21 protein-coding genes are annotated in these 26,126 nt (G+C 60.1%); 10 read left to right on the plus strand and 11 right to left on the minus strand.

From position 1 onward, the window contains the following. Window positions 1-16: 16 nt before the first annotated feature. Window positions 17-2,020 carry an aminotransferase class I/II-fold pyridoxal phosphate-dependent enzyme gene (locus tag KGA96_RS29730; RefSeq protein WP_317850344.1) on the minus strand — a complete coding sequence of 668 codons (2,004 nt, stop codon included), beginning with the start codon at window positions 2,018-2,020 and terminating at the stop codon, window positions 17-19. Between the two features lie 157 nt (window positions 2,021-2,177). Further along, entirely contained in the window at window positions 2,178-3,602 is a 1,425-nt protein-coding gene (locus KGA96_RS12670) for an MFS transporter (RefSeq protein ID WP_404942369.1), read from the minus strand. A 122-nt stretch (window positions 3,603-3,724) separates the two neighbouring features. On the opposite strand from KGA96_RS12670, the gene KGA96_RS12675 reads away from it, so the two are divergent. After that, complete coding sequence (locus tag KGA96_RS12675) at window positions 3,725-4,612, plus strand: LysR family transcriptional regulator (RefSeq protein WP_223513019.1); 888 nt, start codon at window positions 3,725-3,727, stop codon at window positions 4,610-4,612. Between the two features lie 16 nt (window positions 4,613-4,628). Here KGA96_RS12675 and KGA96_RS12680 read toward each other — a convergent pair whose 3' ends face one another. Together KGA96_RS12680 and KGA96_RS12685 are read right to left on the minus strand one after the other, a co-directional pair. Further along, window positions 4,629-5,081, minus strand: coding sequence for a cupin domain-containing protein (locus KGA96_RS12680; protein ID WP_223513020.1), 453 nt, complete (start codon window positions 5,079-5,081; stop codon window positions 4,629-4,631). Window positions 5,082-5,264: 183 nt separating this feature from the next. Continuing rightward, window positions 5,265-5,792 carry a winged helix-turn-helix transcriptional regulator gene (locus KGA96_RS12685; RefSeq protein ID WP_223464640.1) on the minus strand — a complete coding sequence of 176 codons (528 nt, stop codon included), beginning with the start codon at window positions 5,790-5,792 and terminating at the stop codon, window positions 5,265-5,267. Between the two features lie 99 nt (window positions 5,793-5,891). Between KGA96_RS12685 and KGA96_RS12690 the strand changes: the two genes are divergently transcribed. Together KGA96_RS12690 and KGA96_RS12695 are read left to right on the plus strand one after the other, a co-directional pair. Continuing rightward, entirely contained in the window at window positions 5,892-6,524 is a 633-nt protein-coding gene (locus KGA96_RS12690) for an isochorismatase family cysteine hydrolase (RefSeq protein ID WP_046042501.1), read from the plus strand. Next, window positions 6,524-8,089: an aldehyde dehydrogenase (NADP(+)) gene (locus tag KGA96_RS12695; RefSeq protein WP_223513111.1), complete on the plus strand. Its 1,566-nt coding sequence runs from the start codon at window positions 6,524-6,526 to the stop codon at window positions 8,087-8,089. The genes KGA96_RS12690 and KGA96_RS12695 overlap by 1 nt, the downstream gene beginning before the upstream one ends. 166 nt (window positions 8,090-8,255) lie before the next feature. On the opposite strand, the gene KGA96_RS12700 is transcribed toward KGA96_RS12695, so the two are convergent. From KGA96_RS12700 to KGA96_RS12715, 4 genes are all read right to left on the minus strand, one after another. Then, a complete protein-coding gene (locus KGA96_RS12700; protein ID WP_223513021.1) occupies window positions 8,256-9,674 on the minus strand; it encodes an efflux transporter outer membrane subunit in 1,419 nt (472 codons plus the stop codon). Beyond that, the gene (locus KGA96_RS12705; protein ID WP_223513022.1) at window positions 9,674-12,865 is read right to left on the minus strand and encodes an efflux RND transporter permease subunit; all 3,192 of its coding nucleotides are present in this window, start codon (window positions 12,863-12,865) and stop codon (window positions 9,674-9,676) included. Before KGA96_RS12705 ends, KGA96_RS12700 begins: the two co-directional genes overlap by 1 nt. 12 nt (window positions 12,866-12,877) lie before the next feature. Further along, window positions 12,878-14,119, minus strand: a complete 1,242-nt coding sequence (gene mexE / locus KGA96_RS12710; protein ID WP_223513023.1) for a multidrug efflux RND transporter periplasmic adaptor subunit MexE — start codon at window positions 14,117-14,119, stop codon at window positions 12,878-12,880. 140 nt (window positions 14,120-14,259) lie between these two features. After that, window positions 14,260-14,565, minus strand: coding sequence for a LysR family transcriptional regulator (locus KGA96_RS12715; protein ID WP_046042509.1), 306 nt, complete (start codon window positions 14,563-14,565; stop codon window positions 14,260-14,262). 149 nt (window positions 14,566-14,714) lie between these two features. On the opposite strand from KGA96_RS12715, the gene KGA96_RS12720 reads away from it, so the two are divergent. After that, window positions 14,715-15,278 (plus strand): TetR/AcrR family transcriptional regulator, encoded by a 564-nt coding sequence (locus KGA96_RS12720; protein ID WP_223464643.1) that lies wholly within the window; start codon window positions 14,715-14,717, stop codon window positions 15,276-15,278. A 205-nt stretch (window positions 15,279-15,483) separates the two neighbouring features. Beyond that, a complete protein-coding gene (locus KGA96_RS12725) occupies window positions 15,484-16,566 on the plus strand; it encodes a 2OG-Fe(II) oxygenase (protein WP_223513024.1) in 1,083 nt (360 codons plus the stop codon). Window positions 16,567-16,694: 128 nt separating this feature from the next. On the opposite strand, the gene katG is transcribed toward KGA96_RS12725, so the two are convergent. Then, the gene (gene katG, locus KGA96_RS12730) at window positions 16,695-18,890 is read right to left on the minus strand and encodes a catalase/peroxidase HPI (protein ID WP_046042512.1); all 2,196 of its coding nucleotides are present in this window, start codon (window positions 18,888-18,890) and stop codon (window positions 16,695-16,697) included. Between the two features lie 309 nt (window positions 18,891-19,199). Between katG and KGA96_RS12735 the strand changes: the two genes are divergently transcribed. The 4 genes from KGA96_RS12735 to KGA96_RS12750 all read left to right on the plus strand — a co-directional run bounded on the left by KGA96_RS12735 (window position 19,200) and on the right by KGA96_RS12750 (window position 22,030). Continuing rightward, window positions 19,200-19,406: a hypothetical protein gene (locus KGA96_RS12735; RefSeq protein ID WP_046042513.1), complete on the plus strand. Its 207-nt coding sequence runs from the start codon at window positions 19,200-19,202 to the stop codon at window positions 19,404-19,406. 338 nt (window positions 19,407-19,744) lie between these two features. Further along, window positions 19,745-20,245: a hypothetical protein gene (locus KGA96_RS12740; protein WP_223513025.1), complete on the plus strand. Its 501-nt coding sequence runs from the start codon at window positions 19,745-19,747 to the stop codon at window positions 20,243-20,245. After that, the gene (locus KGA96_RS12745; protein ID WP_046042515.1) at window positions 20,238-21,650 is read left to right on the plus strand and encodes a PAAR domain-containing protein; all 1,413 of its coding nucleotides are present in this window, start codon (window positions 20,238-20,240) and stop codon (window positions 21,648-21,650) included. The genes KGA96_RS12740 and KGA96_RS12745 overlap by 8 nt, the downstream gene beginning before the upstream one ends. Then, window positions 21,647-22,030 carry a hypothetical protein gene (locus tag KGA96_RS12750; RefSeq protein WP_046042516.1) on the plus strand — a complete coding sequence of 128 codons (384 nt, stop codon included), beginning with the start codon at window positions 21,647-21,649 and terminating at the stop codon, window positions 22,028-22,030. The genes KGA96_RS12745 and KGA96_RS12750 overlap by 4 nt, the downstream gene beginning before the upstream one ends. 251 nt (window positions 22,031-22,281) lie before the next feature. Here the strand turns inward: KGA96_RS12750 and KGA96_RS12755 are convergent, their stop codons facing one another. Further along, a complete protein-coding gene (locus KGA96_RS12755; protein ID WP_046042517.1) occupies window positions 22,282-22,479 on the minus strand; it encodes a YbdD/YjiX family protein in 198 nt (65 codons plus the stop codon). A 2-nt stretch (window positions 22,480-22,481) separates the two neighbouring features. Beyond that, window positions 22,482-24,539: a carbon starvation CstA family protein gene (locus tag KGA96_RS12760; RefSeq protein WP_046042518.1), complete on the minus strand. Its 2,058-nt coding sequence runs from the start codon at window positions 24,537-24,539 to the stop codon at window positions 22,482-22,484. Between the two features lie 212 nt (window positions 24,540-24,751). Here KGA96_RS12760 and KGA96_RS12765 point away from each other — a divergent pair, with 212 nt between their 5' ends. Continuing rightward, window positions 24,752-26,122 (plus strand): cache domain-containing protein, encoded by a 1,371-nt coding sequence (locus KGA96_RS12765; protein ID WP_046042520.1) that lies wholly within the window; start codon window positions 24,752-24,754, stop codon window positions 26,120-26,122. Window positions 26,123-26,126: the final 4 nt, after the last annotated feature.

A 26,126-nucleotide genomic window follows, 5' to 3' on the forward strand; every position in this document is an offset into this window, starting at 1 on the left:
GTCTTTTTATGATGAGTTAGCGAGTCTGATGAGCGTTGACGAATTGCCGGCAACGCTCGCTGCGTGGGTGTACGAACACTTCGTCCGGCGAACCGGTTTCCTCGATCAGCCCTTGATGCAAATAGGCGACTTTGGAAGAGACATCGCGTGCAAAAGCCATTTCATGAGTCACCAGGATCATGGTCCGGCCTTCTTCGGCGAGGGAGCGGATCACCCGCAGCACTTCCCCGACCAGTTCCGGGTCGAGTGCCGAGGTGGGTTCATCGAACAGCATGACCTTGGGCCGCATGGCCAGGGCCCGGGCGATGGCCACCCGTTGTTGCTGTCCCCCGGAGAGAAACGCCGGGTACTCGTTGCGCTTGGCCGCCAGCCCGACGCGTTCGAGCAGGGCTTCGGCCCGTTCAGTGGCCTCCGCACGGCTTTCACGCAGGACCTGGGTCGGCGCTTCGATGAGGTTTTCCAGCACCGTGCGATGGGGCCAGAGGTTGAAGTTCTGGAACACCATGCCCAGACTGGAACGGATGCGCACCAGCTGCTTGGCGTCCGACACCAGCGGTGCGCCGGGACGATTCTGGTTAAGGTGAATGCTTTCGCCATCGACCAGGATGCGTCCCTGATCCGGCACTTCGAGCATGTTGATGCAACGCAACAAGGTACTTTTGCCCGAGCCGCTGGCACCGATCAGGGAAATCACGTCGCCCTCGCGGGCGGTCAGGGAAACGCCCTTGAGCACTTCGATATTGCCGAAGCGTTTGTGCAGGCCATCGACCTCGATCATGGTCTTGGCCGCGACCGGTTGGACGGTCGCGGTGCTGGTCACCGTGCCGATCACCGGCCGCCGCGCCTCACCATTGAGTACCTGGACAAAGCCGCGAATGCGCTGACAAGCCTGTGCCAGTCGCTCGTCACTGAGGGTGAACGACAGCCGTACAAACCCCTGGGCCGGCTCACCGAATGCCGCCGCATCCAGCACCGAGACACCGGCTTCGCGCAGCAGGCGCCAGGCGAATTCCAGCGAGGTCAGGCCGGTGCCGCGCACGTCCACCAGCACGAACATGCCGGCATCGGGGTTGAACACGCTGATGCCCGGGCAATCCGCCAGGCCGGACACCACCAGGTCGCGGCGCCGACGATAGATCTCGCGCATGCCGTGGGTGACTTCGTCATGGGACTGCACGGCCTTGAGCGCTGCTTCCATGACAAACCCGGGCAAGCCGTACAGCATGCTCAACACCAGGGTTTCGACATGATTGACCAGGGCTTCATTGGCCACGACCCAGCCGATGCGCCAACCGGTCATGGCATGGGATTTGGACAGGCTGCCGATCACCACGCAGCGCTCGGCCATGCCCGGCAACGCCGCCAGGCTCAGGTGTTCACGCTCGTAGGCGAGGCTCTCGTAGACCTCGTCCACCACCACCCACAGGTCATGGGCGATGGCGAGGTCGGCGATGGCTTGCAGTTCTTCGCGATTGAGTACCACGCCGGTGGGGTTGTTCGGGTTGGAGAAGAATATCGCCCGGGTGCGCGGGGTAATGGCCTTGGCCAACACGGCGGCATCGAGGCGAAAACCCGAGTCCGCCGCACAGGGCACCCGCACCAGCGTGGCGCCGGACGCCTTGAGCGTGGCTTCGTAGGTGACGTACATCGGATCGAAGGCAATCACTTCGTCGCCGGCACCGAGCAGGCACATCGAGGTGGCGAACAAGGCGTTCTGCGCACCGGCCGCGAGAATCACGTTCGACGCCTGCAGTTCGCGGTCGATCAACTGGCTGTAGCGGTCGGCAATGGCCTCGCGCAGGGCCTGGCGGCCGGCGATCTCGGTGTAGTGGGTATCCCCTTCACGCAAGGCGTGGATGGCGGCATCGGTAATGAAATCGGGGGTGGGGAAATCCGGGTCGCCGACGCTGAGGATGATCACGTCCTCGCCTTTGCGTTGTGCTGCGCTGGCCGCGTAGTGGATATCCCAAGCGGCAACGCCTTGGCCACTGATCCGTTCAACAAAGGGTGAAAACCGCATGCCAGTGCCTCGTTCGAATTGAAGAAACGCAAGCCCGCAACCAGCCGGGGGAAGGTGGCCCCCAACATAGTCCAGACTGAACACTCGTTCAACAGAAAACTCGCGAGGCTTCGCGTTCAGCGCAAACAGGTCGTTTTCACGACAGTCGCGCCGTTTTTCAGCACGGCGCAATCAAGCGACGTGAAACGATTTTGCTAATTGCTCCCAGCACCAGAGCCACGAGAATCAGCCCCGCAGCCACCGCAAACGTCAACCGCATCCCCTGCGCGATGGCCTCGGGTTGTGCCTGTAAAATATCGTCGCTGGCCGTGCCGAAGGCGAACACAGCGCCCATGACCGAGGCGCCGGTGATCAACCCGAGATTGCGTGACAGGCCGAGCAAACCGGACATCACGCCACGTTGGTCCGACGCAATGTCCGCCATCACGGCGGTATTGTTCGCCGCCTGGAACAGCGCATAACCGGCGGTAATGACCGCCAGCGGCAGGATGTAGCCGGGCACACCGAACGCCATCGGCAAGGCCGGCATGATGCAAGCGCCGGTCAACATGCCGATCAACCCAATCGTGCTGGCTCGATACGTGCCCAAACGATCGACCCATCGGCCCGCCGGTACGCCTGCCAGCGCGGCCACCAGCGGACCCGTCGACATCGCCAACCCGACGCTCGCAGCATTCAACGCCAGTGCGCCAGAGAGGTAATACGGCCCTACCACCATGGTCGCCATGACCACGGTGGTCACCAGCATGCTCATGACGAATCCTGCGCTCATCTGCCAGTTACGGAACATCGTCAATCGGACCAGAGGCGACTTAGCCGTGTGCTCGACGAATACAAACACGCACAGCCCAAAAACCGTCACCAGCAACAGCGTCATGTTCAGCGCCCCCAGGCTGCCACGCCCAATGGTCATCGCCAGTGCATAAGCCAGCAGCATCAGAACCAGTACCAGCGTGCCGAGCACATCGAAGCCCGCTCGATCCACCCTCCTCTCACTGCGATCACGATCATTCGGCAAAAAGTAGAGCGAGAGCCCAATCGCCAAAACACCCACAGGAACATTGACCAGAAAAATTGCCCGCCACCCCAGATTGGCAATCAAAAAACCTCCAAGGGTCGGCCCCAGCGAAGTGCCAATCGCCGACATCGTGCCGAGCACGCCCATCGCGCTGCCCATTTTTTCCTTGGGCACCGCCCCGCTCACCAGCGCCATGGTCAGCGCCATCATGGTGGCCGCGCCGACGCCCTGTAAGGCCCGGGCGGCAATCAGCAACCACAGATTGGGCGCCAGGGCGCAGAGGAGCGAGGCGACGGTGAACAACGCAATGCCGATCAGCAGCAATCGCCGCCGCCCCATGAGGTCGCCGAGCCGGCCGACGCTGACGATCAGCGCGGTGATGCTCAGCAAGTAGGCGAGCACCACCCACTGCACGGCCTGGAACGACGCTGAAAACGCCTCGGCCAGTGTCGGTAAACCCACGTTGGCAATGCTGGTGCCCAGGGACGACAGCAGCATGGATAACGACAGGCTGGCCAAGGCGCCCCGGATCGATATGGACTTCATTTTCTCGCGACTCCTCAAATAGTTGTCCCGAGCCTAAGCCTGGCCATAACATGGCGGAAGGCGCAGCATTTGCACTTTATACGTGCATATAACGCCATCTCATCCACAAACCAGGGCTCGCTCCTACAGGAATTGATTCGATGCCCGATCTGAATCTGTTGATCACCCTGAACGTGTTGCTCGAAGAAGGCAGCGTGGCCCGCGCGGCAAAGCGTTTGCGCCTGAGCCCCTCAGCCATGAGCCGGGCGCTGGCGCGACTGCGCGAAACCACGGGCGATCCGCTGCTGGTTCGGGCCGGGCGCGGACTGGTTCCCACGCCCCGGGCGCTGGAGTTGCGTGAACGGGTCGGCGCGCTGGTGCAGGACGCCGAAGCCGTCCTGCGTCCCGCCGAGGCACTCGACCTCAGTCAACTGGTGCGCACCTTCACCCTGCGCACCAGCGATGGCTTCGTGGAAAATTTCGGACCGCCACTGATCGCCCGTATCCACCAGGAGGCGCCCGGTGTCCGCTTGAATTTCGTGCAGAAGCTGAACAAGGACAGCACCCTGCTGCGCGAAGGCTCGGTGGATCTGGAAACCGGTGTGATCGGCGAGTCCACCAGCCCGGAAGTGCGCACCCGAATGCTGTTTCGCGACCGGTTCATTGGCGTCGTGCGCAAGGGCCATGCACTGGCTCGAGGTGAGATGACACCTGTTCGTTATGCCGAGGCCCGGCACATCCTGGTCTCGCGCCGGGGCCACGAAAAAGGCGTCATGGACGACGCCTTGTATGAACTGGGACTGCAGCGGGACATCGCCACCATTGTTGCGGGTTTCTCTTCGGCGATTGCATTGGCACGGGCTTCAGACCTGGTCGCCAGCGTACCGCAGCGGCACGTCGGCAACCTGTGCCAGGGGATGCACTGCTTTGCCCTGCCGTTCCCTACGCCGACGATCACGGTTTCGATGCTGTGGCACCCGCGCATGGACGCCGACCCGGCGCATCGCTGGCTGCGCGGTTGTGTGTGGGAGGTTTGCAGTTCGCAATGATCCGGTGGCTCCCCGCCTACTCCTTCAGGATCAGCAGCGGCTCGCCTTTGTTCACGATGTAGGTCGCCAGTTCCGAGGCCTTGCCCTGGCCCACGTTCTTCGCCACATGGGCGACGCCTTCGGGAATGTACAACGAGTCACCGGCCTTGAGCGTCACCGGTGCCCGCCCTTCCAGTTGATACTCGAAGGTGCCGCTGATCACATGCGCCACCTCTACACCCGGGTGAGCATGTTTGGGCGACGTCACGCCCGGATCGAAGTCCACGAGCACCTGAAGGACTTCGCGGTTGGCGGCGCCCAGGTCTTCGTGTACCAGGTCGGTGCGGTGCAGGCCCTGCTGCCAGCTTTTCATCGCCGGGGCCGGCTGGGTTTCCTGGGCTTGAGAGAGGCTCGCTACGGTCGCGAGCCCTGCGGCGGCCAGGACCAGACCAAGCTTGCCGAGGGTGTGACGGGTGTGGGTACGCAACATTGTCTTTCCTCCAGTTGAACCACGCCGGGTCGCGCCGAAAGTGGCGCGATGCCGGTGGTTCCATTTGAAGGCTGTCGTGTATCGCCCGGGTGTCGGGAAACGGCGGTTTTGTATGCTGGGGTAACGGCGGGCGTTGCGGATACCTGCGGATACAAAGCCGCAACTGCCGGCACGTCGTTGGTCTTATTCCCTCGCTGTTACCGGATCGGCCCCGCGACTGCCCTTGAACGCTTCGCGCCGGGCGCTGCGTTCGGCGACATAGGCGGCACTTGGCTCACTGATCAGGTCGGCGCGGCGCAGGGGCTGCCCGCAATGGGCGCAAAGCGGACCGAGCCCGGCGGGCTCGCCGCAACTGCGGTGGGTATACACCACCGCCAGGCCTTCCTCGGGCGACTTGCACCAGGTTTCACCCCAGGCCCGCAACGCCAGGACCACCGAGTAAAACGCGTCGCCTTTTTCCGTGAGGTGATATTCGTAGCGTTTTGGCCGTTCGCTGTAAGCGCGGCGCTCTACGAGCCCGTCGGCCTCCATGCTTTTCAAGCGCGCCGCGACCATTTGCGGCGTACCGCCGGTCTGCGCCTGGATGTCGTCAAAGCGATGGCTGCCCATGAACAGTTCGCGCAAGACCAGCACCGTCCAGCGGTCGCCCACGACGGCTTCGGCCCGGGAAATCGGACACAGGGTTTCAGAAACAGTTGTTTTCACCGACATGCGGTATTGCCTCTTTCCTAGTTACTATGATTATCATATCAACGTAAATTTTGAGCAACTACACTTCACCATCCACGGATTATTTTGCGGAGAACCGTCATGTCCAACGCCACCTACCCTCTTGACCGGACTGCCTATCTGTTGGTCGACCCCTACAACGACTTTCTGTCGGACGGCGGAAAGATCTACCCCTTGATCGAGCCCATTGCCAAGCAAGTCGGCCTGCTCGACAACCTGCGTACGCTTGATCGCACCATTCGCGCGCTCAACATCCCTGTGGTCATCGTACCGCACCGCCGCTGGGAAAAAGGCGACTACGAAAACTGGGATCACCCAAGCCCCACCCAGTGCAAGGTCATGCATATGCACCACTTCGCACGGGGCGAATGGGGCGGTGAATGGCACCCCGACTTCGCGCCGAAGGACGGCGACATCGTCGTGCAGGAGCATTGGGGCTCCAGCGGTTTTGCCAATACCGACCTCGATTTCCGCCTCAAGCAGAAAGGTATCACCCACGTGATCATCGTCGGCCTGCTGGCCAATACCTGCATCGAGGCAACCGCCCGTTACGCTCAGGAACTCGGCTATCACGTCACCCTGGTACGGGATGCGACCGCCGCCTTCAAGCCGGAAATGATGCATTCGGCCCATGAGCTCAACGGCCCGACCTTCGCTCACGCCATCCTGACCACCGATGAACTCGTTGCCGCGCTGGCAAAGGCAGGTGCGTGATGCAGTTGACCGGCAAACTGCTGATCGGTGCCAGCGATGTCGCCGCCAGCGAAGGCACCCTGAAGGCGCTCAATCCCGCGATCAACCAGCCGATTGAACCGGCGTTCGCACTGGGTGGTGTGGCCGATGTCGACCGGGCTGCGACCCTGGCCGATGAAGCATTCGATGTCTACAGCCATACCACGCTTGCCGTGCGTGCGGCGTTTCTCGAACGCATCGCCGACAATCTCGATAGCGTTCGTGGAGCGCTGGCTGCACGGGCCGCCCTGGAAACCGGCGTACCCGAGGCACAACTGGAAGGCGAGGCAATCAAAGCGGCCACCCAGTTCCGCCAGTTCGCCGATGTGGTGCGCACCGGGCGCTTCCTGCAACTGGCCATTGATCCCGCACAACCGGAGCGCCAGCCACGCCCGCGCATGGACCATCGCCTGCAAAAAATCGCCATCGGCCCGGTGGCGATTTTCGGCGCGAGCAATTTCCCCATCGCCTACTCGGTGGCCGGCGGCGATACTGCGTCGGCGCTGGCGGCGGGTTCGACCGTCATTCTCAAGGCGCACAACGCGCATCCCGGCGCCTCGGAAATCCAGGCCCGCGCTATCCGCCAGGCGGTGCAAGACAGCGAATTGCCCGAAGGCGTGTTCTCCATGGTGCGCGGCTCCGGCAATGCCATCGGCGAAGCGCTGGTCGATCATCCGCTGATCAAGGCCGTGACCTTCACCGGTTCCGAACAAGGTGGCATGGCGCTGTATCGGCGTGCGCAGTTACGTTCCGATCCGATTCCGGTCTTCGCCGAAATGACCAGCGTCAACCCGACCTTCATCCTGCCCCAGGCTCTCGCCGAACGCGGCGCGCAGATCGGTGATGGCTTTGTTGAGCGCATGCTGGTCAACGTCGGGCAAGCCTGCCTCAAACCGGCCATTCTGGTTGCCGTCGAAGGTCCAGGATTTGCAGCGCTGCGCCACGCCATGAGCAAACGCGTGAGCGAAGCACCGGCACGCACGATGCTGACACCGGGCATCCATGGGGCGTACCTGAAAGGGCTGTGTACAATGGAAAGCGCCGGCGCCAGCCTCGTCGCCGTTGGCTCGACATCGACCGCAGAATTCGATGGCCGCTCGGCGCTGTTCGAGGTCGATGGCCAACGCTTTCTCGCCGAGACGTTGCTTTCGCAGGAGGTATTCGGCCCGTTCGCGCTGCTGGTGAAGGTCAGGGATGAAGATGAACTGTTGCGGGTCGCGCGCTCATTGAAGGGGCAACTCAGCGCGACCCTGCATCTTGAACAGGACGATTTGCCACTGGCCCGTCGCTTGCTGCCAACCCTGGAGCGACGCACCGGACGCATCGTGGTCAATGCCTTCGCCCATCCGCAGGAAGTGTGTTTCGCCACCGTGCATGGCGGGCCGTTTCCGGCGACCTCGGACAGTCGTTTTACTTCGGTGGGCATGACCGCCATCGAGCGTTTCCTGCGCCCGGTGGCCTACCAGGGCTTTCCCGATGCCCTGCTGCCGGAGGCTCTGCGCGAGGGTAATCCGTTGGGGCTGCCGCGAGTTGTGGATGGTCATTGACGAAAAAAAGACGAACATTCTTTATGTGGTGAGGGAGCTTGCTCCCGCTGGGGCGCGAAGCGGCCCCAAAAATGGGACTGCTACGCAGTCCAACGGGAGCAAGCTCCCTCGCCACAGGTTCTTTATTGTTCGCTCTGTCTCTTGAATGAACGGAATTACGCTCCTGTCAGTTGTTTTTCGCCAGCCTGGTATCGCCGCTGTCCCAACCGCCACCCAGGGATTTGTAGATCGCCACAATGGCGCGGTACTGATCGGTTTCACCCAGTGCCTGGGCATCCTCGGCATTCAGGCGCTCACGTTGCGCATCCAGCAACACCAGGTAGTCCACCACCCCTTCCTTGTATTGCGTCGCTGCCAGATCGGCCGCTGCGCGACTCGACTCGCTTTGCTTGATCAGCGACAGCAGGCGTTGCTGGCGTTTGCCGTAGTCGCTGAAGGCGTTTTCCGATTCCTCCAGTGCGAGCAACACCTGTTGTTCATAGGTCGCCAATGCACCCTCGGCGTCGGCGTTGGCGCCACGAATGCGCGCCCGCACGCTGCCCAGGTCAAACGCGGCCCAGGTGATGCTCGGCCCCAGGCTCCAGGCACGGGCGGCACTGGAGCCAATCTGCGAACCGCGCCCCGCCGTGAACCCGAGGAACCCGCTCAAGCTCACCCGTGGAAACAGGTCGGCGGTGGCCACGCCGACATCAGCCGTTGACGCCGCCAACCGGCGCTCTGCCGCGAGCACATCCGGGCGCCGATGCAACAGTTCGCCGGGATCGCCAATCGGCAATGCCTTGGCGATGGCCGGCAAATCCTTTGGACTCAAGTCGATGCTCAGGGTGTCCGGGCGTTCGCCCAGCAGAGTGGCGATGCGGTTTTTGTCGCGTACCTGTTCCGCCTGCAGTTGCGGCACGCTCGCTTCGACCGCCGCCAATCGGGCATCGGCGCGCACCACGTCGAGTTCGTTACCCACACCAGCGTCACGCAGGCTCACCGTCACGGCGCGCGATTCGCTTTGATTCTTCAGGTTGGCCAGGGCGATTTTTTCCCGCAATTGCGCACCGCGCAGCTGACCATAGGCGTCCACCAACTCGGCGATCATGGTCACCCGCAGTTGATACAGATCCGCCGCCGTGGCGTCTTCCCGGGCGTCGCTGGATTCCAGCTCACGCTGGATGCGCCCGAACAGATCGATCTCCCAGGCCATGTCCAGGCCCAGGTCGTAGCGTTCGGTATTGACCCGACTCTCGGTCAGGCCCGGCACCTGCGACTTGCCCTGCACGCTGCTGACCCGACTGGTGACCACCGGCAGATTGTCGTTGCTGACGTCATCGCGGATGGCCCGGGCGGCTTTCCAGCGGGCGAAGGCCACACGCACATCGCGGTTGCCATTGAGCGCTTTGCCAACCAACTGGTTCAGCGTGGGGTCGTCGAATTGCTGCCACCACACCGTTTCAAAACGCGATTGATCGTAGTGGGCGCCTTGTGCCGAGACGACATGGGCAGGCGCTGTGTCCGGGGATTTGTAATCCGGCCCTACGGTGCAGGCGGCCAATGCCGCGACCAGGAGGCTGGGAAGGAAGAGCTTGAAAGCGTTCATCAGTGTGCCTCCGAATCAATAACGTTGAGTGCTTGAACCCGGGCCGCCTTGCGCGCGGTTTTACGTTCGATGTAGCGACGAATCAGGACGAAGAACACCGGCGTCAGCAGCAACCCGAAGAAGGTCACCCCGAGCATCCCGGAGAACACCGCGACACCCATGGCGCGACGCATTTCCGAACCGGCTCCGGTGGAAGTCACCAACGGAATCACCCCCATGATGAAAGCGATCGAGGTCATCAGGATCGGCCGCAAACGCATGCGGCAGGCCTCCAGCACGGCATCCAGCGGCGACAGGCCCTGGTCCTGCCTGTCCTTGGCGAATTCGACGATCAGGATCGCGTTCTTGCACGCCAGACCCACCAGCACGATCAAGCCGATCTGGGTGAAGATGTTGTTGTCGCCCTTGGAAATGATCACCCCGGCAATCGCCGACAACAGGGTCATCGGTACGATCAGGATCACCGCCAGCGGCAGGCTCCAGCTTTCATACAGTGCAGCCAACACCAGGAACGCCAACAGGACGCAGAGCGGGAACACCAGCAATGCGGTGTCGCCGGACAAGATCTGCTGGTAGGTCAGGTCGGTCCACTCGTAGGTCATACCGTTGGGCAGTTCTTCCTTGAGCAGTTTCTCGATGGCTTTCTGGGCCTGGCCGGAGCTGAAGCCGGGAGCCGCCGCACCGTTGATTTCCGCACTGATGAAGCCGTTGTAGTGCATGACCCGATCAGGCCCCGACGTCGGGCTGACCTTGATGAAGGTGGCGAGCGGGATCATTTCTCCATGGTCGTTGCGCACCTTCAACTGGCCGATCTGCTCCGGTTCCAGGCGGAATTGCTGGTCTGCCTGAACGTTGACCTGGTAGGTGCGGCCGAAACGGTTGAAGTCGTTGGCATACAGCGAGCCCAGGTACACCTGCAACGTGTCGAAAATATCGCTGACGGCGACGCCGTGAGTCTTGGCTTTTTCCCGGTCGATCGCGGCGTCGACCTGCGGCACGTTCACCGTGAAGCTGGTGAACAGGTTGGCCAGTTCCGGAACGCTGCGGCTCTTGGCAATGACGTTCATGGTCTCTTTGTACAGGGCTTCATAGCCCAGGTTGCCGCGGTCTTCGATCTGCAGTTTGAAGCCACCGATGGTGCCCAGGCCTTGAACGGGCGGTGGCGGGAACACGGCGATGTAGGCGTCCTGAATGCTGCCGAACTTGGCGTTCAGTGAAGCGGAAATCGCCTTTGCCGACAGGCTCGGGTCTTTGCGTTCATCGAAGGGCCGCAAGCCGATGAAGGCGATACCGGCGTTCGGGCTGTTGGTGAAGCCGTTGATCGACAGCCCCGGGAACGCCACGGCGCTGTCGAAGCCCGGCTCGTTCATGGCGATGCTGCTCATGCGCCGGATCACCGATTCCGAACGATCAAGGCTGGCGGCGTCCGGCAGTTGCGCGAAGGTCACCAGGTACTTTTTATCCTGGGTCGGCACGAAACCGGTCGGCGTGGTGCTGAAGCCCATGTAGGTCATGGCGATCAGCCCGGCATACACCAGCAAGGCCACGCTGCTGCCACGAATGGCCTTGGCGACGGCAACCACATAGCCATGGCTGGCTTTTTCGAATACGCGGTTGAAGGGTTTGAACAGCCAGCCACCGAACAATCGGTCCAGCACTTTGGAGAAACGGTCTTTCGGCGCGCCGTGGGCCTTGAGCAATACCGCGGCCAATGCCGGCGACAAGGTCAAGGAGTTGAACGCCGAGATCACCGTCGAGATGGCAATGGTCAGTGCGAATTGCTTGTAGAACTGGCCCGTCAAACCGGAGATAAAGGCAGCAGGGACGAACACCGCGCACAATACCAACGCCGTGGCGATGATCGGCCCGGTCACCTCGCCCATGGCTTTCTTGGTTGCCTCGATCGGCTCGAGGCCCAACTCGATGTTGCGCTCGACGTTCTCCACCACCACGATCGCATCATCGACCACGATCCCGATGGCCAGCACCAGACCGAACAGCGACAGGGCATTGAGCGAGAAGCCGAACAGGTGCATCACGGCAAAGGTGCCGATCAACGACACCGGTACCGCCACCAATGGAATGATCGAAGCGCGCCAGGTTTGCAGGAACAGAATCACCACCAGCACCACCAGAATCAGCGCTTCGAACAGCGTGTGAACCACCGCTTCTATCGAACTGCGCACGAAGATGGTCGGGTCGTAGACGATCTCGTAGTCCATGCCTTCCGGGAAGTTCTTCTTCAGCTCGGCCATCTTCGCCCGCACCTGATCGGAGACGTCGATCGCATTGGAACCCGGGCGCTGGAAGATCGGCATCGCCACCGCTTCCTGGTTATTGAGCAAGGCACGCAGGGCGTACTGGTTGGAGCCGAGTTCAATCCGCGCAATGTCCTTGAGGCGAGTGATTTCGCCGTCCGGACCACTGCGGATAATCACGTTCTCGAACTCCTCCTCGGTGACCAGCCGCCCTTGGGAGTTGATCGACATCTGGAAGCTGGTGGCGTTGGGCGCAGGCGGTGCGCCCAGTTGGCCGGCAGCGACCTGACGGTTCTGTTCGCGGACCGCATTGACCACGTCAGTCGCGGTCAGGTTGCGTGAAGCGGTCTTGTTCGGATCGAGCCAGATACGCAGCGAGTAGTCGCCGATACCGAACATCTTCACGTCACCGATACCGTTCAGGCGCGACAGCTCATCCTTGACGTTGAGGATCGCGTAGTTGGACAGGTACAGCATGTCGTAGCGCTTGTCCGGCGAGGTCAGGTGCACCACCATCGTCAGCTCGGGCGACGCTTTGTCCACGGTGATACCAATGCGCGTCACTTCTTCGGGTAGCTTTGGCTCGGTCCGGGTCACGCGGTTCTGCACCTGCACCTGGGCGTTGTCCAGGTCAGTGCCGAGGGCGAAGGTCACCGTGAGGGTAAGCCGGCCATCGGCCGTGGACTGCGAATACATGTACAGCATGTTCTCGACGCCGGTGATCGCTTGTTCGAGAGGTGCAGCTACGGTTTCGCCAATCACCTTGGGGTTGGCACCCGGGTAGTTGGCATGGATGACCACGGTCGGTGGCACTACCTCGGGGTATTCGCTGATCGGCAACTGAAACAGCGCGATGGCGCCGGCGATCAGGATCAGCAGCGACAACACCGCGGCAAAGATCGGCCGCGTGATAAAGAACCGGGAGAACTTCATGGCAGTGTTCCTTTATCCGCGAGGTGAAACGGCAGCATCCGTTTTCACCAGTGCCGGGGACGGAGCGACGGGCTGATTACCCGCCTCGATGGCCTGGCGTTGACGGGCCAGGGTGGCGACGGTTTGCGCATCGGCCATCGGCGCGTCCTGCGGCGCGACCACCGCGCCGGGACGAACCCGTTGCAGGCCGTTGATGACGATGCGGTCTTCTTTCTGCAAACCGCTGCGCACGATGCGCAAGCCTTCGAGCTTCGGTCCCAGATCGACGCTGCGGTACACGGCCTTGTTGTCCTGGTCGATCACCAGCACGAACCTCTTGCCCAGGTCGGTGCCCACCGCTTCGTCTTTGATCAGCAAGCCGGCGTAGGCTGCGCTGCCCACCAGCTTCAATCGGGCATACAGCCCCGGGGTGTATTGGCCGTCGGTGTTGTCGAACACCGCGCGGCCACGGATGGTGCCGGTCTTGGGATTGACCTGGTTGTCGACGAAGTTCATCTGCCCCAGGTGGCTATTGCCCTCTTCGTTCGACAAGCCCATGTACACCGGTGTCGACTGGCTGCGCCGGCCTTGGCGGGAGAGTTGGCCGTACTTGAGGAACAGGCGCTCGTCGGCGTCGAAATAGGCGTAGACCTTGTCGGTGGAGACCACGCTAGTGAGCGCCGAGGTGTCGGCGGTGACGATGTTGCCGGCGGTGATTTCAGCACGACTGACCCGGCCGCTGATCGGCGCGGTGACGCGGGTGAAGCTCAGGTTCAGGCGTGCCAGATCGAGTTGCGCCTGCACGGCATCGACGGCGGCACGGGCTTCCTGAGCGGTGGTATTGCGCGTGTCGGCCAGTTCCGCCGAAATGGCATTGCTGCTCAGCAGGCGCTGGCCCCGTTGCGCTTCATTGCCAGTTCGAACCAGCGTGGCGCGAGCCTGTTGCAATTGCGCCTCTAAACGATGCACTTCGTGTTCGAACGGCCGTGGATCGATCTGGAACAGCAAATCCCCTTTCTTCACCGACTCGCCATCCGTGAAGGCGACTCGATCGATCTGCCCCGACACCCGCGGGCGAACCACGACGGTTTCCGGTGCTTCCAGGCGGGCGGTGACTTCATCCCATTCGGTGATGGGTTGCTCGAGCACTTTGGCGACCGTGACAGGCGGCGCACCCGGAGCCTTGGCGGCATCGGGTGCGTGGCCGCAAGCAGTGAGGGTCGCCAACGCCAATGCAGCAAGGGGATAACGCAAAGGTTTGAGTGACTGTTGCATGGGTAGTGTCCGCCTGACGGTTTAGGGGTTGGAGAATTCTCGGCCGCACAGGGGGCAGCGACGAATTGAACGGAGTGAACTTGGTTATCATCATTAATGATGACTATCATGTTTAAGGGCAAAAAAAATGAATGCTCAGATCAAGCCTCTGAATCAACTGGGTTTTTATTGGAAGCCGTCAGACTGACGACAGCGCAGATACAGTCCAATGCGGGCCCAAGGGTTTGCGCCACCTGCAAGGCCCGGGTGGTCGGTTCCATTTTGTGGCCAATGCGTTTAAACAGAGGGTCGTTGAACAGCGTACGCAATCGACCCAACGCGCCGCTGACCGCCGGCTGGCCCAGGGAAAGTCTTTCCGCGGCCCGCGTGACATTGCGTTCCTGAATGAGCGCCTCGAAAATCACCAGCAGATTGAGGTCGATACTGCGCAGATCATGACGTTTCATGGGGTGGCACCCTGTGAGGTGTTCTGACTTGAGCCACGGGCTCGTCGGCCTGCAAAGCCATTGCCGCGAATTTATATTATGATCATCATCAATGCCAGCCCCTCAGCAAAAATTTGCCAGGGCGCTCATCGGATGACAGGACCCCACTCATGAAAGTGACGAAAGACAAGGCAGCAGCCAACAAGGAAGCGATCCTCGGCGCAGCCTCGAAGATGTACCGGGAAAAAGGAATCGACGGCATCGGTATCGGCGAACTGTCCCGCTCGGTGGGCCTGACCCATGGCGGCTTTTACGGACAGTTCCCCGGCGGCAAGGAGCAGTTGGCGTCAGAGGCGGTCAGCCGCACGTTCGAAACCAACATCGAAGACTGGCGAGCAGCCAAATCCATCCCCGAACTGCTCAAGGGGTACCTGACCCAAAGCCACTTGAGCAACTGGACCGAAGGCTGCCCGATCCCTGCCCTGGGGGCCGATGTCGCGCGCAACGGCGGTGCCGTCAGCCACTCGTTCACCCAAGGCGTGCAGACCCTGATCGAAACGCTGCTGCCTTTGGTCGACGGCCAAACCGATGATGAAAAACACCAGGAGGCCTTGCGCATCCTGTCATCGATCACCGGGGCCATACTGATCGCCAGGGCCCTGGACAACCCTCGGTTGTCGGAGCAGTTCCTGCAATCGGTGATCGATGCCTGGTCTGCCAGCGCCGAGGCTTGATAAGCCTGGATGATTGCCAGAGCCCTGGGCGTCTCGGATAGACCGCACCTTGCTCTGCAAAAAACCAGAGATACAAGTCATGAATGAGGAGTCGCCATCAGCGCTCCAGGCAGCTTCAACAAGTCTGAACTAGCTTTACCTGCAAGTTTCGAGTGCCTGGAGTTCTTCCTGCTAGCGATCCACTGCCTGCCGGCAAGGAGTTGTGATGCGCGCCACAGCGTTTTCAGTCGGTGGACCTGCCCCTTGGTTCCATTGCCGCACTCAACAAAGAGAGCGCTTTTGTTTCGACACTATTGCCGGTCGGTATGTAGTGCTTACTTTTTTTGGTTCTGCGGCTGATCCCACATCAATTAAAGTTCTGGAAGCTGTTCAGGCCCATCGCCAGCGGTTCAATGACGATCACGTCTGCTTCTTCGGTGTGTCCGTAGATCCAGATGATGAAAAGCTGAAGCGGGTAGAAAGTTCGATACCTGGCATGCGCTTCATCTGGGACTTCGATCGGTCAGTCAGTAAGCTCTACGGTACATTGCAGATAGACGGCAGCATCAGGCAAATGACCTATGTGCTGGATCCTGCGTTACGTATCCTGGCCATCGTCCCGATCGAGACGCCGGTTGATAACCATGTCCCCTCTTTAATGCGCTTTCTGGATAGATTACCCGCACTGGCACCGCCACATGCCGCCACTCCACACGCACCAGTCCTGGTGATTCCCCGTATATTTGAGCCCAAGCTGTGTAAAGCACTGATAAGTTACTACGACGAGCGTGGCGGAGAGGAGTCCGGGTTTATGGTGGAGCAGTCGGGTAAAACCGTCCACATCACCGACCATGGCCACAAGCAACGTCGTGACTGCAATGTTGAGGACGAGGCTCTATCCAAAGCATGTTCGTTGCGTATAGCCAACCGTCTGCTTCCAGAGCTACATAAAGCGTTCCAGTTCAATGCCACTCGAATGGAGCGCTATATGGTGGCCTGCTACAACAGCGATGAAGGTGGGCATTTCCGGCCCCATAGGGATAACACCACGAAGGGTACAGCGCATCGCCGTTTTGCCGTTTCCCTGTTTCTTAATACGGGAGAGTACGAAGGCGGTTTTCTGCATTTTCCAGAGTTTGGAAAAATGCATTACAGCGCTCCAACAGGAGGAGCTGTGGTGTTTTCGTGTTCACTTTTGCACGAAGCCACTCCGGTAACCAAAGGTCGCCGTTATATGTTTCTCCCGTTTCTATACGATGATGCTGCTCGCGTCGTTCGAAAAGAGAATCTCCCATTTCTTGACGGCTGACTCGTGCTCAACACAATTGAGCTGTCATTACAGATGGCCTTGAATACCGGCGAACTGATAGTGCTGAAAGCCTTCAGCTGTGATTGGAGCCGGCAGTCGTGCCGGCTCCAAATTTACGACAACCTCTCCTATTTCAGATCGAAGCGATCCAGGTTCATCACTTTTGTCCACGCAGCGACGAAGTCCTTGACGAACTTCTGCTGCGCATCGGCGGTGGCATAGAACTCGGCCAACGCACGCAACTGCGCATTGGAACCAAAGACCAGGTCAACCCGCGTCCCTGTCCACTTCACTGCACCGGTCTTGCGATCACGCCCTTCAAACTCCTGTTGGGCATCCGACACGGGCTTCCACTCCACCCCCATATCGAGCAGGTTGGTGAAGAAGTCATTGGTCAAGGCTTCCGGCCGTGAGGTGAAGACACCGTGTTTGCTCTGGCCGACATTGGCGTTCAACACCCGTAGCCCACCCAACAATACCGTCATTTCCGGCGCGCTGAGCGTCAGCAGTTGCGCCTTGTCGATCAGCAATTTTTCGGCCGGCACACGGTACTGTTGCTTCAGGTAATTACGGAAACCGTCGGCAATCGGTTCAAGGAAACCGAAGGATTCGACATCGGTCTGTTCCTGGCTGGCGTCCATGCGTCCCGGCGTGAAAGGCACCGTCACACTTTGGCCGGCATTTTTCGCGGCCTGTTCCACGCCCACGCCACCGGCGAGCACGATCAGGTCGGCCAGGGAGATTTTCTTGCCGCCACTGTTGAACTCGTTCTGGATGCTTTCGAGTTTTGCCAGCACGCGGGCCAGTTGTTCTGGCTGGTTGGCCTCCCAAGACTTCTGTGGCGCCAGGCGCAGGCGACCGCCATTGGCACCGCCGCGTTTATCGGAGCCACGGAAAGACGAAGCGGCCGCCCAAGCTGTAGATACAAGCTGCGAGACTGACAGCCCCGAGGCCGCAATTTTGCCCTTGAGCGCGGCCACATCGCTGTCATTGACCAGCGGATGATCGACAGCAGGGATCGGGTCTTGCCACAGCAGTTCTTCGTTCGGCATTTCCGGGCCGAGGTAGCGTGAAAGCGGCCCCATGTCACGGTGAATCAGCTTGTACCAGGCACGGGCGAAGGCGTCGGCCAACTGGTCTGGATTGGCCAGGAATCGCCGGGAAATCGGCTCGTAGATCGGGTCGAAGCGTAGCGACAGGTCCGTGGTCAACATGGTCGGATCACGCCGTTTGGACGTATCAAAGGCATCTGGAATGGTGCCGGCGCCAGCGCCGTTTTTCGGCTTCCACTGGTTTGCCCCCGCCGGGCTCTTGGTCAGTTCCCATTCGTAACCGAACAGGTTTTCCAGGTAGTTGTTGCTCCACCGGGTTGGCGTGGTCGTCCAGGTCACTTCCAGACCACTGGAGATGGCGTCGGCACCGCTACCGGTACCGAACGTGCTCTTCCAGCCCAGGCCCTGCAGTTCGAGGCCGGCGCCTTCGGGCTCAGGCCCGACATGGTCGACAGGACCGGCACCGTGGGTTTTGCCGAAGGCATGACCGCCAGCGATCAACGCGACGGTTTCCTCGTCGTTCATGGCCATGCGCGCAAAGGTTTCACGGATGTCCTTCCCGGCGGCGACCGGATCAGAGTTGCCTTCAGGGCCTTCGGGGTTTACGTAGATCAGGCCCATCTGCACGGCGGCGAGTGGGTTTTCCAGATTGCGCTCTACGGGAGCTTGCCCGGCATCTTTGCCATAACGCACGTCGCCCCCCAGCCACTTGCTTTCAGAACCCCAGTAGACGTCTTCGTCCGGTTCCCAGACATCCGGGCGGCCGCCGGAAAAACCAAAGGTCTTGAAGCCCATGGATTCCAGTGCAACGTTGCCGGTGAGGACGATCAGGTCGGCCCAGGAGACTTTGTTGCCGTACTTTTGCTTGATCGGCCAGAGCAGCCGACGGGCCTTGTCGAGGCTGACGTTGTCCGGCCAGCTGTTGAGCGGTGCAAAGCGTTGCTGGCCGGAACCGGCGCCACCCCGGCCATCACCGGTGCGATAGGTGCCTGCGGCGTGCCAGGACATGCGAATAAAAAAAGGCCCATAGTGACCGAAGTCCGCCGGCCACCAGTCCTGGGAATCGGTCATCAGCGCATTCAGGTCTTTTTTCAGCGCCTGGAAGTCCAGGCTCTTGAAGGCTTCGGCGTAGTTGAAGTCGCCCCCCAGCGGGTCAGACTTTGGCGAGTGTTGACTCAGGATCTTCAGGTTCAGTTGGTTCGGCCACCAGTCGCGGTTCGTCGTGCCACCGCCAGCGGCGTGATTGAACGGGCATTTCGATTCAGTTGACATGGCATCTCCTCTTGATTTTGTTTTCAGCTAACCACCCTTGAGCGTGGATCCGGATCACCGATTGATGAAATAGCTTTTCGGTATGGGATCCATAGCATTAAGGCTATGACAGCCCCTTGATCAGTCGCTCCAGACCATCCATTAAAGTACCGGTCGGGGAAACTGTCGCTTCATCTGGGGAGATAGCTGAAAAACAGCGCAAATCAGCAAGAAAGTGCAAGTTCATGAACTCCTGCCACAATGGATTAATACTATTTGCTACAAGGATGTTGGCGATCGGAAGGATTGTTTGACGCGAGAGGTTTCGCCATGCTCCTAAACGCCATTGTCATCTGGTCATTACTGTCGATCATCATCGTTGCCGTGCTCTGCCGCCTGGTGCATAACGCCAAGGTCGCCGACCGGGCACTCAAGATCGCCAAACGGGATCATCAGCCTCAGGGACGAATGCCTGACAATGTTTCCATGACCCGGGACAACGGTGGCGACGACGATTCGCATCGCCCCGGCGCCTGAACCCATCAGGGGGTTCCTGCACTCATAGAAAAATGCTCCGTATCGAAAGATATGGAGCATTTTTCTTTATGGCTTACATCTTGAATGTGACCGGGGGCAGGAACGTTAGAGGGGTTGGACTGAAGCGCACTTCACATGGCCTGTGTTCCTTCCGTGTAGGAAATGGTTTGTTAGTTATTGCGAAATTTCCTATTTGTACATTTGGCTATGCCATTGGATTGCTTTCAGCAAGCGTCCCACCGTCTTATTCGTCGTCGCCCAATATCCTCTCTGCTCAGCGCTTTTGCCGAGATGAGAAGGGATGGCAATTCAAATCGATGACGATAAGGAAGTTGTAAATGAATGCACCTCCCCTTCCCTTGTATACCAACGAAGTCTCTCCTGAGTTTCTCTGCCGCCTGGACGACTCTCCCTTCACCGAAGAGCAACTTGCGGGATTTGACAATGAAGTCATGGCGATCATCCATCTGCAGCAGGCTTACGCTGAAGAACACCGCCCTTACGCCATCTACCGTGTGGCTACCGAGGGCAGTCAAACCCGTTATGGCGGAGTGATCCAACAGGCCGCAGCGCCGCTGGTGTTCACATTGGATAACGGTCAGAAAGTCACTGCGGCACAGAAAGGCGATTATGTCGTGTATGCCGATGGGGGTACGGCGCAGATCATCACGGGCGCGGGAGAAGGAGATAATGATTTGGCGCTGGTCGGCAGCCGACTTTGCAATGGCGACGAAATCATCAACACGTTGCAAGGCAGTTACCTGCTCGTTGCACGTGAAGGTGTATCGATGGCAGAGGATTTTCTGCCCTCTATCGAGGGAGCAGAAACCAATGAGTAAGGGATATTTCATTGGCCTGGACGACAAGACCACCTGTGGCGGCAAGGTCCTGGATGGCGATACCCGGATCATGATGTACGGTATCGCTCATGCCCGCGACGGTGACCGAGTCACCTGTGGCAAGGATGGCGAGACTTACAAAATTATCGGTGGCATTTCGCACATGATCAGTCATGGCAAGGCCATGGCCGGCACGCTGGATAGCCATAGTGGTTGCCCCTGTAAGGCCCAACTGATCCCCTCGGTAACTACGGCCAGCTACCGCAACGAAAGCTCGGCACCGACCGGTGTCAGGCGAGCCGCTCCACCGGTAGAGTCGTCGGTAAGCAGTCGCCCGGTGGCGCCTGCTCAATCCGGTTTCGTTTCGGCTAACCATCCAGCGCCTCCGGCATTCAGCAGCGCCCTGGCTGAGGAACCCGGCTTCTATATCGTGCCCAAAAGCATGACGCGGGAGGCGCTGGAAGCCAGTCTTTTTGGCTGGAGTGATCAGGCGGTGATGAGGAAGTTTCAAGCGCTGAATCCAGGTCTCGGAGACGTCAAAGCGGGTTCGATGATCGTGCTGGGCGATCCGAACAACACCTCCTGCACCTATCAGGAAGCCCTACTGATGCAGGCCGCTCAACAGGTCAAGTTGGCCCTCGATCCCCTGACGCCGGAAGAAGCCGAATTCATGTTCCGCCACGCGGCTGAAATCGCCAGTTTTACCGGCGAGACTTCGACCTGGCTCGGCGTCAGCGCGGTGGTGATGGAAAAACACCTGACACGATTGGGTGAAACCCTGCAAGCCATGGAGCGCCTGCATCAGGAAAGCTATCGTCAGCATGGCCACCTCAAATCGCCACAGTTCTTTGCCGAGCGCCAGCGGCTGCTCGCCCAACTGGACGCCCACCTGTTGAACTCCACTCGCCTGCGTGGCCAGACCACCTTGGGCGATCACCCGAAGTTGAAGACGGCGCTTGGCATTTCCAGCCGTAGTCTGGTGCACCACTGGGACAAGGCGGGGGCGCCGGGGCAGATACCGGGGTATTCCACTCATGTGAATGCAATCAGTCGGGCTGCCAAGTACATGAGCACCGGTGGTTACATCGGAATTGGCATTGGCGGGGTTTCGTCGTTGCTGGCTATTCAGGAGGTTTGTGTTGGTGACTCTGGAACTGCGTGCGAGAAGGTCAGGTTTACTGAAGGTGGGAAATTTGCTGGGTCTACTGTTGGTGGAATTATCGGTGGTGAGATTGGCAAATATACAAGTGGACCTGTCTGCTTGGCGCTTGGATTCTCTACAGGCGTGGGAGGAGTTATCTGTGTGGCAACAGTAATTGGTGTTGGCGCATGGGTGGGTACGACCAGAGGTGCTCAACGGGGAGAGGTCATCGGCGAGACACTGTATGAGGCTGCTCAGCCTTGATCAGCAATTGGCCTGTCTGGGCGATTCTCGTTTTCAATGGCGGGCCACTGCTATTGGGAGTTGCGGGTATCGCGTACTCCCTTTATTTGGGCCGTCATCTGGACGCCATGATGGAAGCGTTGAAGAACAGTCGTTATATCTACATCTGGGGACCGGGTCTGCGAAATCAGGGTTGGCTTGCGCGCATCATGCTGATAGCAAAAATCGCCGGGATGGTGATGATGCCCAAAGCATCAATCCGGATTGGTGAGCTGGACCCCGTGGATATTAAAAACTTCCCTCCGCACCTTAAGCGTCTTCTGAAAATCAAAGCAGTGATGTTGGTTGGTAGCGGTGTTTGGCTGTTGGTTGCATCTCTGCTAGTGGAATTCAGATTATAGGATGGACGAATACTCCAAGCTAAAGACGGCCCTCGGCATTTCCAGTCGAAGCCTGGTGCACCACTGATAAAAGGCCGGTGCACCAGGAGAGATAAGAAACTGGACTGCGGTATGCAAACAGCGCCGGAGCAGACAGCGTGAAAACGCGGCCTGCCAATTTCAAAAACAAATGCCCCGATTTTGTCGGGGCATTTGTTAGGTTGGCCTTAAGTGCATTTTCACACAACCTTTTCAGCCGGTTTTTTATTCACTCAACAGCACTTCGGTCCGGCTTTACTGCCGTAACGGGCTTCCTGGCGCTCGCGGAAGAACGCCTCGTAGTCCATCACCGGTTTGTCCGGGTGCTTGTTCTGCATATGCTCGACGTAGTTGTCGTAGTCGGGCATGCCGACCATCAGGCGCGCGGCCTGACCGAGGTATTTACCGAGGCGACTCAGGTCATTGAACATGATCAGGCATCCGGCAGCGCGTGGAATGGCGCTTCCTTGTCCGTACGTTCCTTGGTGCCCCAGGCAGCGATACCGACCTTGAGCGCGAAGAACAGGATGCTGAACACCACGAACAGGAACAAAGCGGTCAGCGTTGCGTTGGTGTAGGCGTTGAAGATCACGTGCTGCATCTGGTCGATGCTCTTGGCCGGGGCCAGCACCTGACCGTTAGCCAAGGCATCGCTGTACTTCTTCGCCAGTGCGAGGAAGCCGATCGCCGGGTTGGCGTCGAACAGCTTGATGAAGCCCGCTGTCGTGGTGCAGATCAGCAGCCACACGGCCGGCAGCAAGGTCACCCAGACATAACGCTGGCGCTTCATCTTGATCAGCACGACGGTGCCGAGCATCAGGGCGATACCGGCCAGCATCTGGTTGGAGATACCAAACAGCGGCCACAAGGTGTTGATGCCACCCAGTGGATCGATCACGCCCTGGTACAGCAGATAACCCCACATAGCCACGCAACCGGCGGTTGCAAGCAGGTTGGCGGTCCAGGATTCGGTGCGTTTCAGCGCCGGCACGAAGGAGCCGAGCAAATCCTGGAGCATGAAACGCCCGGCGCGGGTACCGGCATCCACAGCGGTCAGGATGAACAGCGCTTCAAACAGGATCGCGAAGTGGTACCAGAACGCCATGGTGTTCTCGCCCGGCAACACGTGGTGCAGGATCTGCGCGATACCGACCGCCAGGGTCGGTGCACCGCCGGCACGGGCCAGGATGGTGGTTTCACCGATGTCGTGGGCTACGGCTTGCAGGGCTTCCGGGGTAATGGCGAAGCCCCAGCTGCTGACGGTTTGTGCAACGGCCACCGCATCGGCACCGACTACAGCCGCCGGGCTGTTCATGGCGAAGTACACACCCGGATCGATCACGGAAGCCGCGACCATGGCCATGATCGCCACGAAGGACTCCATCAGCATGCCGCCGTAACCGATGTAACGGGCATGCCCCTCACTGGCGAGCAATTTCGGCGTGGTGCCGGAAGCGATCAGCGCATGGAAGCCCGACACCGCGCCACAGGCGATAGTGATGAACAGGAACGGGAACAGACCGCCCTTCCATACCGGGCCGGTGCCGTCGATGAACTGGGTCAGGGCCGGCATTTTCAGCTCGGGCATGGTCACCAGGATGCCGATGGCCAGGGCGACGATGGTGCCGATCTTCAGGAAGGTGGAGAGGTAATCACGGGGCGCCAGGATCAGCCACACCGGCAATACCGCCGCGACAAAACCGTAGCCGATCAGCATCCAGGTGATCTGAAGACCGGTAAAGGTAAAGGCCTTGGCCCACACCGGGTCAGCGGCAATCTGCCCGCCGAGCCAGATCGAACCCAACAGCAACAGCACACCGATGACCGAGATTTCGCCAATGCGACCCGGGCGGATGTAGCGCATGTAGATGCCCATGAACATCGCGATCGGGATGGTCGCCATCACCGTGAAAATGCCCCACGGGCTCTCGGCCAGGGCTTTCACGACGATCAGCGCCAGCACCGCGAGGATGATGATCATGATCAGGAAGCAGCCGAACAGCGCGATGGTGCCGGGGATGCGGCCCATTTCTTCGCGGACCATGTCGCCCAGGGAACGACCGTTGCGGCGGGTGGACATGAACAGGACCATGAAGTCCTGAACGGCACCGGCCAGCACCACGCCAGCGATCAGCCACAGCGTGCCGGGCAAGTAGCCCATCTGCGCTGCCAATACCGGTCCGACCAAAGGCCCCGCGCCGGCAATGGCGGCGAAGTGGTGCCCGAACAGCACGTGTTTGTTGGTCGGCACGTAGTCCAGACCATCGTTATTGAGCACAGCCGGCGTGGCCCGATTGGGGTCGAGTTGCATCACTTTATTGGCGATGAACAGGCTGTAGTAGCGGTAGGCAACAAGGTAGATGGCGACGGCTGCGACTACGATCCACAGGGCGTTGATCGCTTCGCCGCGGCGCAGGGCCACGACACTCAGCGCAATCGCTCCCAGGACAGCCACGGCAAACCAGGCGAGGTGTTTAGCCAGACGGGGCATAGCGTGTCTCCTGCCGACAGCCAGTGACTGCGGCGGTAATTTTTATAATTGTGTCCGCAGTGCGGAGCTGGCCCAATATCTGCGCATGTCGTCCACAAATAAATCCGCGTTACTACGTACGTGGTGTCTACGTAGTTCTACGTAGACACCACCGCTCCTACAGGACGCCTCTTTGGCATATGATCCGAGCCTTCGCGTGGGCAGGAGTCAACATGCAGCTCAAACACAAGATCGTCGCCCTCGGGATACTGCCGCTGGTGCTGGCCATTGCCGTCATCTGTGCGCTGGTGATTTCCCTCAATCGCCAACTGGGCGATCAACAGGCGCAACTGATCGAAGACAGCATTCTGGCGAGCAAGCGCGCAGAGCTGAAAAACTACGTGGAAATGGCCCAGAGCCTGATCGCGCCCCTGTACGACGACGGCCACGGCGATGCCCACGCCCAGCAACAAGTGCTGGAAGAACTGCGCAAGCTCAGCTTCGGCATCAACGGCTACTTCTTCGTCTACGACCACGAAGGCCGCAGCCTGATGCACGCACGCCAGTCGGAACTGGTGGGCCAATACCTGTGGGACATGAAAGACCCCCACGGCCTGCCGGTGATCCAGGCGCTGCTGAAAAGCGCACAGTCGGGCGAAGGCTTCCAACGCTATGCCTGGAACAAGCCCTCCTCCGGCCAGGTGACCGACAAGCTCGCCTATGTGGTGATGCTCGATCGCTGGGGCTGGATGCTCGGCACCGGCATCTACCTCGAAGACGTCGAACGCGCCACCCAGCAGGCCCGTGCCGAAGTGGCCATGGGCATTCGCAAGACCATGATGGCGATTGCCGTGGTCGCCCTGGTCGCGGTGCTGTTCGTGTTCGCCACCGGCATGACCCTCAACGTCAGCGAACATCGGCTGGCGGACAAGAAACTGCAGCGCCTGACCCAGCGCATCGTCAGCCTGCAGGAAGAGGAACGATCCCGGGTGTCCCGCGAGTTGCACGACGGCATCAGCCAGGTGCTAGTCTCGATCAAATTCCAGTTCGAACTGGCCAGCCACCTGCTGGAACGCGGACAAGCCCATGACAAGGGCTTGAGCACGCTAAAGGACGCCACCGAGCGCCTGGGCGATGCCATCGGCGAAGTCCGCAGCCTCTCCCACGGCCTGCGCTCATCCTTGCTCGACACCCTCGGCCTGCCGGCGGCCATCGGCCAACTGGCCGCAGAGTTCGAGCAGCGCAGCGGGCTGACCGTGACCTACGACGAAAATGAATTCGACTGCCAACTGGTGGACGGCGCGGCTGTGTCGCTGTTCCGCATCGTCCAGGAAGGCCTGACCAACATCGAACGCCACGCGCAGGCGCAGAACGTGTCCATTACACTGCGCGGCTGCGACGAGTCCGTGCGGCTGACGGTGGTCGATGACGGTATCGGTTTCAACGTCGCCCAGGTCGAACGTCGTCAGGCCGGCATTGGCTTGCGTAACATCCGCGAACGCGTCGAACATTTTGGCGGGCGCTTCGATCTGATCTCGATGCCGGGCAGAAGTGAGCTGGACGTACGGCTGCCGATGAAACCTGGCGCAAAACTACAAGAGTGAGACC

Source organism: Pseudomonas sp. GL-R-26 (assembly GCF_019947365.1).
Classification (GTDB): domain Bacteria; phylum Pseudomonadota; class Gammaproteobacteria; order Pseudomonadales; family Pseudomonadaceae; genus Aquipseudomonas.